This window comes from Herbiconiux sp. UC225_62, from assembly GCF_042694625.1.
Lineage (GTDB): Bacteria > Actinomycetota > Actinomycetes > Actinomycetales > Microbacteriaceae > Herbiconiux.
The window spans coordinates 4390023-4401951 of record NZ_CP170551.1 but is presented as its reverse complement, the minus strand read 5'-3'; the positions used below and the strand labels follow the sequence as shown (position 1 = coordinate 4401951).

Genomic DNA, 11929 nt, shown 5'->3' with positions numbered 1-11929 from the left:
GAGCACGCAATGGGGCGTGTAGAAGGAAAGGTCGCGTTCGTCACGGGCGCGGCACGGGGACAAGGGCGCAGTCACGCGCTGCGGCTCGCCCAGGAGGGCGCCGACATCATCGCGGTCGACATCGAAGACCAGATCGATTCGGTGCCGTACCCGATGTCGACCCCGGCCGACATGGAGGAGACCGTCCGGCAGATCGAAGCGCTCGACCGACGGATCGTCGCCACGAAAGCGGATGTCCGTGACTACGAAGCCGTGAAGGCCGCCCTGGACGACGGGGTCGCCCAACTCGGCCGGCTCGACATCGTGGCCGCGAACGCGGGCATCTTCAGCTTCGGCAGCATGGAGGAGCTCACGGAGGAGCAGTGGAGCGACATGCTCGACACCAACCTCACCGGAGTGTGGCACGCCGTCAAAGCGGCCATCCCGCATCTGAAGGCGGGTGGCAACGGCGGATCGATCATCCTCACCTCGTCGACGGCCGGCCTGATGGCCATCCCGAACATCGGGCACTACGTCGCCGCCAAGCACGGCGTCGTGGGGCTGATGCGCACGTTGGCGCTCGAACTCGCGCCCGACTTCATCCGGGTGAACTCGGTGCACCCCACCAGTGTCGACACCGACATGATCCACAACGACGCCACCTACGCGCTCTTCGCCGGCGACCTGCCGCTCGAGGAGCGCACCCGTGACGTCGTGGGCGAACGGTTCCAGACGCTCAACGCGTTGCCGATCAAGTGGGTCGAACCGGTCGACATCTCGAACGCCGTGCTGTGGTTCGCCTCCGACGAGTCGCGCTACGTCACCGGCGTCACCCTGCCGGTGGACGCCGGCTCGCTCATCAAGTAGATCCGGGCCCGACGGCCCACGACGAAAGGAGCACGCAATGGGGCGTGTAGACGGCAAGGTCGCGTTCATCACGGGCGCGGCACGAGGACAGGGGCGGTCGCACGCGATCCGCCTGGCGCAGGAAGGCGCCGACATCATCGCGATCGACATCTGCGAGGCGATCCCGGAGAATCCGTACGATCCGGCGACCGAGGAGGACCTCGCCGAGACCGTGCGGCAGGTGGAAGCGCTCGACCGGCGCATCATCGCGTCGAAGGCCGACGTGCGGGACTTCGACCAGCTGAAAGGCGCTCTCGACGAGGGCGTCGCCCAGCTCGGCCGGCTCGACATCGTCTCGGCCAACGCCGGGATCTCGGGCTCGCCCAACCGCTCCGAGAACATTCCGGATGCGGAATGGAAGAACATGATCGACATCAACCTCGGCGGTGTCTGGCGCACGGCCAAGGCGGCCATCCCGCACATCCGGGCCGGCGGTCGCGGCGGTTCGATCATCCTCACCAGCTCGGATGCGGGTCTGTTCCCCTATGAGAACATCTCGCACTACGTGTCGGCCAAGCACGGCGTGGTGGGTCTGATGCGCACCCTGGCGCTGGAACTGGCGCCCGACTTCATCCGGGTGAACAGCATCCACCCCACCACGGTCGACACCCCGATGGTGCAGAACGACGCCATCTACCGGCTGTTCCGGCCCGACCTCGAGAACCCCACGAAGCAGGACTTCGCGGATGCCGCGACCGTCATGAACGCGCTGCCGATCCCGTGGGTCGAAGCGGTCGACATCTCGAACGCCGTGCTCTGGCTGGCCTCCGACGAATCGCGCTACGTGACCGGCGTCACCCTGCCGGTCGACGCCGGCGCGGCGATCAAGTGAGGCGGGCGGGATGGGACGCGTAGACGGAAAAGTCGCCTTCATCACCGGAGCCGCCCGCGGGCAGGGCCGATCGCACGCGCTGCGGCTGGCCCAGGAGGGCGCCGACATCATCGCCGTCGACATCGCGGAGTCGATCCCCGGGATGGACCGGTTCTACCACGGCGCCACCGAAGAGGATCTCGCCGAGACCGTGCGCCAGGTCGAGGCGCTCGACCGCCGCATCGTGGCCCGCAAGGCCGACGTGCGCGACTACGACGCCCTGAAGGCGGCACTGGATGAGGGCGTGGCCGAGCTCGGGCACGTCGACATCGTGTCGGCGAACGCGGGCATCTTCGCTTTCGGTGAGCAGTCGCAGCTGGTGGAGGACGCCGAGTGGGAGATGGTGAACGACATCAACGCGAAGGGCGTCTGGCACACGGCCAAGGCCGTCATCCCGCACCTGATCGAGCAGGGCACGGGCGGGTCGATCATCCTCACCTCGTCGACGGCGGGGCTCAAGGGAACGCCCAACGTGGTGGCGTACACGGCGTCGAAGCATGCGGTGGTCGGGATCATGCGCACGCTGGCGCTCGAACTGGCGCCGCACCGCATCCGGGTCAACACGGTGCATCCCACCGGGGTGGCGACCGACATGATCCTCAACGAGGCGACCTTCCGGTTGTTCATGCCGGATGTCGAGCACCCCACTCAGGAGGCGGCGGCCGAGATCTTCGCCACCACCAACGCCCTTCCCATCCCGTGGGTCGAGCCGATCGACATCTCCAACGCCGTGCTGTACCTGGCCTCCGACGAGGCGCGTTACGTCACGGGAACCGAGCTCAAGATCGACGCCGGGTACACGATCAAATGAGCGGCGTCGTCGGTGCCGTCGCCTGGAAGGGGAGCCCGCATGGGTGAGACGGATGTCGCGGAGACCCGTCGGAGGATCGCCGGGCACCTGGTGGGTCGCGAACGCGAACTCGAGTTGGCGCTCGCGGCCGTCGCCGCCGGGCGCGACCTCGTGCTCGAGGGTCCGCCCGGAACCTCGAAGACGACGATGCTGAAGGCGATCACGGAGGAGTGGGGCATCCCGCTGCTCTTCGTCGAGGGCAACGCCGACCTGACGCCGGCGAAGCTCGTGGGCCACCACAATCCGGCCCGCGTGCTGCGCGAGGACTACAGCGCCGACAACTTCGTGGCCGGGCCGCTGGTGGAGGCGATGCGTCAGGGCGGGTTCCTCTACATCGAGGAGTTCAACCGTGCGCCCGAGGACACGCTCAACACGCTGCTCACCGCGATGGCCGACCGGGCGATCGAGGTGCCGCGGGTGGGGCTGATCGAGGCGCAGCCGACCTTCCGGGTCATCGCGTCGATGAACCCCTTCGACAACGTCGGCACCACGCGGCTCTCCACGAGCGTCGCCGACCGGCTGAACCGCATCGTCGTGGGCTATCAGGACGCCGAGTCGGAGCGCGGCATCGTCGCGCTCCGCACGGGACTGCTGGGGCCCCTGGCGGTGCGGATCATCCCGGATGCGGTCGCCGTCACGCGGGCGACACGCGAGCATCCGGATGTCCGGCAGGGCTCGAGCGTGCGCGGCGCGATCGACTGCGCGCTGGTGGCGCACGAGCTCTTCGCGTTGCGCGGGTTCGACGAGTCGTCGGAGGCGCCGTCGGACGAGGTGTACCAGGCCGCCTTGTTCGACGCGATGCTCGTGTCGTTGTCGGGGCGCATCCACCTCGACGAGGCCGCCGAGACCACGCCCGAGCGGGTGCTGCGCGAGATCTGGGAAGACCACTTCATCCTGGAACCGGCCCGGGCCGAGCCGGGATGAAGAGCGGTCGAGGCCGACTCGCCGGTGTCGCGGCGGAGTTCTGAGGCGCCGCGAGGGGCGAAGCCGCTGAGACGGAAGCCGAAGCAGCTCGACGCCGATCCGACGGTGTTCGATGTCGCCGGGTCGGGCGCGGGGCTCGTGCTGCGGCCCCAGCCAGGGCGAGCGGATGGCACCGGCGCGCGCCGGCCGACCGGCTCGGGCGCGGGGTTCACCGACGACCCGGCCGCTCTCATCCCGCTCGCGGAGGAGGATGCTCACGTCGACCCGGTGGTGCGGGCGCGTGCCGCGCAGATCGCGGCCCGGCTCTCGGTGCCCAAGCCCAAGGTCGACACGGCGCGCGATCGTGGGGCCGGCCACTTCGCGAGCGTGCCGTATCGGGGCGGCAGCGACGACATTGATCTCGACCAGACCCTTGAGATGCTCGCCGAGCGTCCGGTGCCCGACGACGAGGACATCATCGTGCGGGAGCGGGTGCGCGCCCGCCGCTCGGTGGTGCTGGCGGTCGACGTCTCCGGATCGATGAAGGGGGAGCGGGTGCGCACCGCGGCGGCGACCGTCGGAGCGCTCGCCGCCGAGCTCGGGCAGTCGGGGCAGGACGCGCTCGGCGTGATCGCGTTCTGGTCGGATGCCGCCGTGCTGCAGCGCCTCGGCGACCCGGTGCGGCCCATGGAACTGCTCGACGAGATGCTGCGCATCCCGGCCCGCGGTCTCACCAACGTGGCCTTCCCACTCCAGCTCGCCGCCGCCCAGCTCGCCGGCGTGCCCGAGCGGAACGCGCGCGTCATCCTGCTCTCCGACTGCGTGCACAACGCCGGACCCGACCCGCGGCCCTTCGCCGGACGGCTGCCGCGGCTCGACGTGCTGCTCGACACGAGCGGGGAGAAGGATGTCGAGCTCGGGCGGGAGCTGGCCCGGATCGGGCGCGGCGGCTTCCACGCGATCCGCACCTTCCACGACATCGCGCCGGCCCTCGGCGAGCTGTTCCGGTCGTGAGGATGTATTTTGGCACCGAGTGTCATATAGAATGCCGATAGTTCTCGTCAACGTCGTATCGAGAGGGAAGTGAGAATCCGATGGTCAATCCGTGGTTCGAGACAGTCGCCGAGGCACAGCGCCGGGCGAAGAAGCGGTTGCCCTCGTCGGTGTACGGGGCGCTGGTGGCCGGATCGGAGCGCGGGCTCACGATCGAAGACAACATCGGCGCGTTCTCGGAGATCGGATTCGCGCCGCACGTCGCCGGGCACAAGCCCACGCGGGATCTCTCGACCTCGGTGATGGGGTTGCCGTTGTCGTTCCCGGTGATGATCTCGCCGACGGGTGTGCAGGCGGTGCATCCGGATGGGGAGGTCGCGGTGTCGCGGGCGGCGGCGAACCGGGGCATCACGATGGGATTGTCGTCGTTCGCGTCGAAGCCGGTCGAGGAGGTCGTGGAGGCGAATCCGAACACGCTGTTCCAGATGTACTGGACCGGGACGCGCGACGCGATGATCCAGCGGATGGACCGGGCGCGGAAGGCGGGGGCGAAGGGCTTGATCGCCACACTCGACTGGTCGTTCTCGAACGGGCGCGACTGGGGGAGCCCGTCGATCCCGGAGAAGCTCGACTTGAAGACCATGGTGAACTTCGCGCCGAACGTGCTGCCGCATCCTGCGTGGCTGATCGCCTACCTCAAGCGCCGTGAGTTGCCGGATCTGACGGCGCCCAACCTCCAGCCGCCCGGGGGAGTGGCGCCGACCTTCTTCGGCGCCTACTACGAGTGGATGCAGACGCCGCCGCCCACCTGGGACGACGTGGCGTGGCTGCGTTCGGAGTGGGGCGGGCCGTTCATGCTCAAGGGCGTCACGCGGGTCGACGACGCGCTACGGGCGGTGGATGCCGGTGTGACCGCGATCTCCGTGTCGAACCACGGGGGCAACAACCTCGACACGACGCCGGCGACCATCCGGGTGCTGCCGTCGGTGGCCGAGGCCGTGGGTTCGCAGGTGGAGGTCGTGCTCGACGGCGGGGTGCGGCGCGGTGGCGACGTGGCGAAGGCGGTGGCGCTCGGGGCGCGGGCCGTGATGATCGGGCGGGCGTATCTCTGGGGTCTGGCGGCCAATGGGCAGGCGGGCGTGGAGAACGTGCTCGACATCCTGCGCGGCGGGCTCGACTCCGCGGTGCTCGGCACGGGGCACGCCTCGGTGCACGAGCTGGGGCCGGATGATCTGGTGATCCCCGCGGGTTTCACGAGGACGCTCGGAGCGGGGTCGTCCACGGCGGGTGGGGCCGGAGGTGCCGCCGGGACGGATGCCGCGGCGTCGACGGCATCCGCGGCGCCGCCGGCGCGCACCGCCTCGAAGACCACGACCCGGACCCGCACCACGAAGCCCCTGGCGAAGGCTGAGTCCGAGCAGAAGTAGAGGGGGCGTGCGAAGCCTCGTTTCGAAGGAGTTCGCGTTCGAATCCGCAAACGTCGCGCTCACCGACGCTCATTTGGGCGCGCTTGCTGCGACGTTTGCGGATTGGAACGCCAAGCGGGTCCGTCGAGGCGCGCTACCTTCGTGGACGGGTGGGGAAGGCGAGCGGATAGCGTGGTGACATGACCGGACTCGACGCTCTGAGCTGGCCCGACGTGCCGCCGGGCGCGACGGTTCTGCTGCCGATCGGGTCGACCGAGCAGCACGGGCCGCATCTGCCCTTCGACACCGACGCCGTGATCGCGCGGTCCGTGGCGGGCGCGGTCGGAGAACGGATGCTCGCGGGCGGCGAGGCGGTCGTGGTCGCGCCCGCGCTGGCGTACGGCGCGAGCGGGGAGCACCAGTCGTTCCCGGGCACGATCTCGATCGGTCACGAGGCTCTGCGGTTCGTGCTGATCGAGCTGGTGAGGTCGCTGTCGACCTGGGCAGCGCGGATCGTCATCGTGAACGGCCATGGCGGCAACGTGCCCACTCTCGCATCGGCGGTGCCGCAGCTCCGCGCCGAGAACCACCGCGTCGCGTGGGTTCCGTGCGCTGCCGCGCCCGTCGCCTCTACGCGCGATGGGGATGCCCGTGGTGGATTGGGTCTCCCTGCGCCGGATGCGCACGCCGGGCGCATCGAGACGTCGCTCCTGCTGCACCTTGCACCGACGGCGGTGACGCTGCCGTTGCCCGGCGCCGGCAACACCGAGCCGATGTCGGCGCTGCTGCCGCTCATGGCGGCCGGCGGGGTGGCGGCGGTGTCACCCTCGGGCATCCTGGGCGATCCGACGGGGGCGAGCGCCGCCGAGGGAGCGGCCCTCTTCGACGGGATGGTGGCGGATGCACTCCGCCGCGTCGTGGCCGACGCTCCGGACGCGCGAGGCATGCTCCGGTGAGGCCTGAGATTCCACATCAACGGACGATGGCCGGCAACGCACAGCGGGTGACTGCGGTGACGCCGGGCGATCCCTGGCTCGGTCAGGCCACCGCATCGAGAGTGACCACGATGCTGAGTGGCGGGCCTCTGGGCAGCCAGGCCGCCGCATCCGCCGCTGGCAACGGTATTGCCGTGCGAGCCTCGGGCTGTGACGCGCTGGGGTGTCTGAAATGACGCCTCGCGAACCTCAGGGGGGTGAGCCGATCGGGCGCGGTGCGGGCGCCGATGGACCCAACGTGCCGTCGCGCGAATCCGGTGGTGTCCCGGCTGGGGCTGCCGGAGCGGAGAGCGCCGACACCGCCGCCGGGCCGCGCGGGTCCGGCGGGCTGCCGTGGGGGAGTGTCGTGCGATTGAATCGCCGCGTGCGGGTGAAGGACGGCGGGCGGGCGCTCATCGGCGGCGCACCGACGCGCGTGCTCTACCTCACCGCGGCGGCGGCGGGCCTGTTCGAGGGGCGCGAGGTGCGCATCCGCGACCGCCCCACCGCGGTGCTGGCCGACCGGCTGCTCGAGGCGGGCATCGCGGATCCCGTCGTCGCGTCGCTTCCGCCGGGAGAGGCCGCCGACGTCACGTACGTCATCCCCGTGCGCGACCGCCCGGTGGCGCTCGAACGGTTGCTCGCGGCCCTCTCGTCTCCAGCGACCGATCCTGCCTGGTTGGGTGCGGCTCTCCCGTTCCCGGCGACCGGCTCTGCTGGTCCGGGTGCGGTCCCCTCGTCCCCAGCGACCGGACCTGCCGGACCGGGGGCGGCCACCGCGTCGCCGGCGACCGGGCGGCCCGGGGCTGGGCCCACTGCGACGATCGGTGACCCCGCGTCACGGGCGGGTCGGCCTGCGGAGAATGCGGCCGGCGCGTCGGGGGATGACCCTTCGGGTTCCCGTCTTGCGCCCGATGCGAACCGTGACGTCTCACCGAGGCGAGCACCCCGCATCATCGTGGTCGACGACGCCTCCGTCGATCCGGCCGGCACACGCGCCGCCGCCGCGCGGTGGGGCGCCGAGGTTCTCGAGCTGGCCGAGAACGGAGGCCCCGCCGCCGCGCGCAACGCGGGCCTGCGCGAGGTGACCACGCCGTTCGTCGCGTTCGTCGACTCCGACGTGGTGGCGCATCCGGATGTCGTCGACACCCTGATCCGGCATTTCGCCGACCCGCAGGTCGCCCTCGTCGCACCGCGCGTGCTCGGCCTGCCAGGCGAGAAGGGGCTCAACTGGATCGGCCGCTACGAAGACGCCCGATCGAGCCTCGACCTCGGCGAGCATCCGGCGATCGTGCGGCAGCGCGCCCCCGTCTCCTGGGTGTCGAGCACCTTCCTGCTGGCGCGCGTCGACGCGCTCGGCGAAGGCTTCAGCGCGGACATGCGGGTGGGCGAAGACGTCGACCTGGTCTGGCGCCTCGCCGACCGCGGCGTCCGTGTGCGCTACGAACCCGCCGCCACCGTGTGGCACGAGCATCGCACGACAATACGGAAATGGATGGCGCGCAAAGCCTTCTACGGAACGGGCGCGCATCCGCTCGCCCAACGGCATCCGCATGACATCGCTCCGGCCGTGCTCGCGCCGTGGAGTGCGGCCGTGGTGGCGGTGTTGCTCGCGCAGCGCAAGTGGTCGGTACCGGTCGCGCTCGCGATCAGCGCCGTGACGGTGTGGCGGCTCGCGTCGAAGCTCTCCAGGAGCGAGCATCCGGTGCGGGTCGCGGCGGGTCTCACCGCGAACGGACTCCTCGCCTCCCTTGTACAGGCGATGGCGCTCCTGCTGCGGCACTGGTGGCCGGCGGTGGCGATCGGATGCCTCTTCTCCGCCCGCCTGCGCCGCGCCGTTCTCGTGGCGCACCTCGCCGATGTCGCGATCGAGCACCGCCGAACGCGGGTGCGCCTCGATCCCTTCCGCTTCGCGCTGGCCCGACGCCTCGACGACCTCGCCTACGGCGCCGGCGTCTGGGTGAGCGCCCTCCGGGGTCGCTCCTGGGGTGCCCTCCTCCCCGACATCCGTCGCTCCCGCTGAGCTCCTCCCCGAACTTCTTGCCCCGTACCGCCCCAAATGGGCGCTTTTGGGGCGGGACGGGGCAAGAAGTTCGAGGGGGAGGGGGGATAACCCCACCCCCGATTCGTGAGGGAGCCGGATGGGGGTGCCGCGAGGGGTTCGCGAGGCTGGGGGATGTCGGGACAGCACTCCCGCGACTGCGGTCGGGCCGGGGTGCTGGGACAATCGAAGGGACCGGACATGACCACCATTGAGGACGACGAGGTCGTCGGGATCGCCGCTGGCGCTCCGCGATCCGCATTCGAGCAGCACCAAGAGCAGGGAGGCGCGCGGATGGCGACACCGCCCCCCACCCGCCGCGGCACCCTCTACGGACGGCTCTGGCGCGGAGTGCCGCGCGAGCTCGGCTTCCTGCTGCCGACGCTCCCGATCGTGGTCGCGGGCATGGTGACCCTCGTCACCCTGTTCAGCACCGGTGTCGGCACCCTGATCATCATGGTCGGATTCTTCCTGCTCGTGGCCACGATGTGGGTCGCGCGCCGATTCGGCGCCTTCGAGGTGCTGCGGCTGCGGGCGGCGGGCTTCCCCGACATCCCGACGCCGGAATGGCGCGTGGTGAGCGGCGAGGGCTGGTTCACGCGGATGTTCGCCGTGTTCCGCAACGGGCACTACTGGCTCGCGCTGTTGCACGGGATGATCGTGAACTTCATCGTCGGGGTGGTGACCTGGTCGATCACGATCACCTGGGTCGCGACCGGACTCGGTGGGGCGACGTACTGGTTCTACAGCCGCTGGATTCCGCAGGGCGACCGGCGCTGGGGCCTCCTGCAGGTGATCGCCGATTTCTTCTCTCCCGGCGCCGGAACGGGGATCGATCAGCGTCTCGGCGACGACATCGTCCTGTTCGTGGCGGGCGTGGTCTTCCTCGCGACCCTGCCGTTCGTCACCCGCGGCCTCGTCTCGGTGCACTACGGGATCGCCCGAGGGATGCTCGGCCCGTTCCGGTCGGATGCGCTGCGTCGCGAGGTTCTCGAGCTCTCGGCCTCGCGCGGGGCGGCCGTGGCCGCCGAGGGGCACTCGCTCCGGCGGCTCGAGCGCGACATCCACGACGGTCCGCAGCAGCGCCTCGTGCGCCTGCAGATGGACCTCGCGGCCGCGGAGCGCCAGATCGACACCGACCCGGCGCGGGCGCGGCAGCTCCTCGACGAGGCGATGACGCAGTCGCGCGAGGCGCTCGACGAGCTGCGCTCGCTCTCGCGGGGGTTCGCGCCGCCGATCCTGCTCGATCGCGGGCTCGTTGCGGCGCTCGAATCGGCGGCGGTGCGGAGTCCGGTACCGACCCGCGTCGTGAGTTCGCTGCCCGCGGGGTTGCGGGTGCCGCAGGAGATCGAGCGCAACGCCTACTTCGTGGCGAGCGAGGCGCTGGCCAACGCGGCCAAGCACGCGGCCGCGCGGTCGGTGGAGGTGCGGGTCGCGGTGCGGTCGGCGGCTGACGGCGTCGCGTCGTGGCTCGACGTGACCGTGGTGGACGACGGGCGCGGCGGGGCCGCCCCGCTCGAAGGTCACGGGATCGCGGGGCTCGAGCAGCGCCTGCGCGGGGTCGGCGGCACCCTCGAGCTGATGAGTCCGGCCGGCGGCCCGACCGTGCTCGCCGCGCACCTGCCCTTCACGGCGTCGCCCGCCGTCCCGACTGCGCCTGTCGCCCCGACGGAGCCCGGCGCTCCGGCTCCCGCGGCGCCGGACTGGGCTCGGGCTGCGGATGGTGGGCCTGGGGTCGGCTCGGCCGATCCGCTGATCTGAGACGCGCGCCGAGATCAGACCAGGTCGAGAGCGAACGCGACCAGGGCGAGGGCGAAGGCGAGGAGTGCGGCCGAGGAACGGAAGACGTCGATGCGTTCCCAGCGACGCACGACGTCTTTCCAGTCGGCGGGCGGGGCATCCGGAGTCCAGTCGTTGACGCGGATGTTGATGGGCACCGTTCCGAGGAACGAGAAGCCGAGGAACGCCGCCAGCGCCAGGAGCGCCGCCCCGCGCAGCGCCGCACCGGGGCCCGTGCCCCCGGCGACGAGTGCGGCGACGGCCAGCAGCACGGTCGGCACCATGAGGGCGGGCACCACGACGCGGAGTCGCCGCACCAGCGACTGACGCGCCAGCACGTGCGGGAGGTCGGGCAGAGCGGAGAGGGCGGGCTGCACGCCGTAACGCACCACGAACTCCTCCCCGGCGAGAAGACCCGAGAGGAACAGCGCGGCGAGCTCGATCACGATGACGACGTTCATGCCGCCAGCCTACCGGTCGGCAGGTAAGTGACGATAGACTCGGACCATGATCGACAGGGGCAAGCGTTCGGGCATTCAGACGAGGCACGAGATCCAGGATGCGGCGCTCACCCTGTTCAGCGCGCAGGGCTACGACGCGACGTCGCTGCGGGAGATCGCGGAGCGGGTCGGTATCAGCAAAGCGGCGCTCTACTACCACTTCCGGAGCAAGGACGAGATCGTGGCATCCGTCCTCCGGTCACGGGGCGACGAGGCGGAGGAGTTGCTGGACTGGGTGCGCAGCCAGCCGCCGGCGCCCGATCTGCTGGAGCGCGCCGTGCTGCGCTGGGTGGATTCCTTCACCGTGGACAAGCTCCGGGGCATCCGCTTCGTCACGGCGAATCCCGCGGTGATGCGGTCGGTCTCGGCTGACGCCGGCGGGCGCATCCGCGACGGGCTGGCGGGGGTGGTGGAGTTTTTCGCGGGTGGGGATGCGAGTGGTCCGCACGACCCGACGCGCGTCGTGCTCGTGCGGATGGCGTTCCTCAGCATCAACGCGGCCGTGGCCGCGTCCGCCGGCACCGGAGCGAGTGACGACGACGTGGTGGCGGCAGCGCGCGAGGCGTCCCTGGCGCTGCTGACGCGGCTCGGCGCCTCGATGGGTGGGCAGTGACCGCCCGGGGGGGGGGGGCGGGCAGTGTGCACGCTCGGCTGGATGAGGGGAGCGGATGCGGGCGTGGGCCACGCGCAGCGGGCGGTGATGGCCGCAATTGGGTGCTGCTGACGC

The 11929-nt window shown here is 70.9% G+C and carries 11 protein-coding genes; 10 read left to right on the top strand and 1 reads right to left on the bottom strand.

What is annotated here, in order from left to right:
* Positions 1–9: 9 nt before the first annotated feature.
* The 9 genes from ACFJGU_RS21370 (at position 10) to ACFJGU_RS21330 (ending at position 10684) form a co-directional block, all read left to right on the top strand.
* Entirely contained in the window at positions 10–846 is an 837-nt protein-coding gene (locus ACFJGU_RS21370; protein WP_382306447.1) for a mycofactocin-coupled SDR family oxidoreductase, read from the top strand.
* Between the two features lie 37 nt (positions 847–883).
* On the top strand, positions 884–1717 hold the full coding sequence (locus ACFJGU_RS21365; RefSeq protein WP_382306445.1) for a mycofactocin-coupled SDR family oxidoreductase: 834 nt from the start codon (positions 884–886) through the stop codon (positions 1715–1717).
* A 10-nt stretch (positions 1718–1727) separates the two neighbouring features.
* Positions 1728–2567, top strand: coding sequence for a mycofactocin-coupled SDR family oxidoreductase (locus ACFJGU_RS21360; protein ID WP_382306443.1), 840 nt, complete (start codon positions 1728–1730; stop codon positions 2565–2567).
* Between the two features lie 39 nt (positions 2568–2606).
* Positions 2607–3530, top strand: a complete 924-nt coding sequence (locus ACFJGU_RS21355) for an AAA family ATPase (protein WP_382306441.1) — start codon at positions 2607–2609, stop codon at positions 3528–3530.
* Between the two features lie 105 nt (positions 3531–3635).
* The gene (locus ACFJGU_RS21350; RefSeq protein ID WP_382306439.1) at positions 3636–4523 is read left to right on the top strand and encodes a VWA domain-containing protein; all 888 of its coding nucleotides are present in this window, start codon (positions 3636–3638) and stop codon (positions 4521–4523) included.
* A gap of 80 nt (positions 4524–4603) precedes the next feature.
* Positions 4604–5929: a pre-mycofactocin synthase MftD gene (gene mftD, locus ACFJGU_RS21345; protein ID WP_382306438.1), complete on the top strand. Its 1326-nt coding sequence runs from the start codon at positions 4604–4606 to the stop codon at positions 5927–5929.
* Positions 5930–6108: 179 nt separating this feature from the next.
* Positions 6109–6864 (top strand): mycofactocin biosynthesis peptidyl-dipeptidase MftE, encoded by a 756-nt coding sequence (gene mftE / locus ACFJGU_RS21340; protein WP_382306436.1) that lies wholly within the window; start codon positions 6109–6111, stop codon positions 6862–6864.
* Positions 6865–7249: 385 nt separating this feature from the next.
* Positions 7250–8905, top strand: a complete 1656-nt coding sequence (gene mftF / locus ACFJGU_RS21335; protein ID WP_382306434.1) for a mycofactocin biosynthesis glycosyltransferase MftF — start codon at positions 7250–7252, stop codon at positions 8903–8905.
* Positions 8906–9124: 219 nt separating this feature from the next.
* The gene (locus tag ACFJGU_RS21330) at positions 9125–10684 is read left to right on the top strand and encodes a sensor histidine kinase (protein ID WP_382306432.1); all 1560 of its coding nucleotides are present in this window, start codon (positions 9125–9127) and stop codon (positions 10682–10684) included.
* Positions 10685–10698: 14 nt separating this feature from the next.
* On the opposite strand, the gene ACFJGU_RS21325 is transcribed toward ACFJGU_RS21330, so the two are convergent.
* Positions 10699–11163, bottom strand: a complete 465-nt coding sequence (locus tag ACFJGU_RS21325) for an anthrone oxygenase family protein (protein ID WP_382306430.1) — start codon at positions 11161–11163, stop codon at positions 10699–10701.
* Positions 11164–11209: 46 nt separating this feature from the next.
* Here ACFJGU_RS21325 and ACFJGU_RS21320 point away from each other — a divergent pair, with 46 nt between their 5' ends.
* Positions 11210–11815 carry a TetR/AcrR family transcriptional regulator gene (locus tag ACFJGU_RS21320; protein ID WP_382306428.1) on the top strand — a complete coding sequence of 202 codons (606 nt, stop codon included), beginning with the start codon at positions 11210–11212 and terminating at the stop codon, positions 11813–11815.
* The last annotated feature ends 114 nt before the right edge of the window (positions 11816–11929 follow it).

Coding starts and splice junctions, on each gene's coding strand:
- ACFJGU_RS21330 (WP_382306432.1), top strand. CDS start 9,125: ATGACCACCATTGAGGACGACGAGGTCGTCGGGATCGCCGCTGGCGCT.
- ACFJGU_RS21325 (WP_382306430.1), bottom strand. CDS start 11,163: ATGAACGTCGTCATCGTGATCGAGCTCGCCGCGCTGTTCCTCTCGGGT.
- ACFJGU_RS21320 (WP_382306428.1), top strand. CDS start 11,210: ATGATCGACAGGGGCAAGCGTTCGGGCATTCAGACGAGGCACGAGATC.
- ACFJGU_RS21365 (WP_382306445.1), top strand. CDS start 884: ATGGGGCGTGTAGACGGCAAGGTCGCGTTCATCACGGGCGCGGCACGA.
- ACFJGU_RS21355 (WP_382306441.1), top strand. CDS start 2,607: ATGGGTGAGACGGATGTCGCGGAGACCCGTCGGAGGATCGCCGGGCAC.
- ACFJGU_RS21360 (WP_382306443.1), top strand. CDS start 1,728: ATGGGACGCGTAGACGGAAAAGTCGCCTTCATCACCGGAGCCGCCCGC.
- mftE (WP_382306436.1), top strand. CDS start 6,109: ATGACCGGACTCGACGCTCTGAGCTGGCCCGACGTGCCGCCGGGCGCG.
- mftD (WP_382306438.1), top strand. CDS start 4,604: ATGGTCAATCCGTGGTTCGAGACAGTCGCCGAGGCACAGCGCCGGGCG.
- ACFJGU_RS21370 (WP_382306447.1), top strand. CDS start 10: ATGGGGCGTGTAGAAGGAAAGGTCGCGTTCGTCACGGGCGCGGCACGG.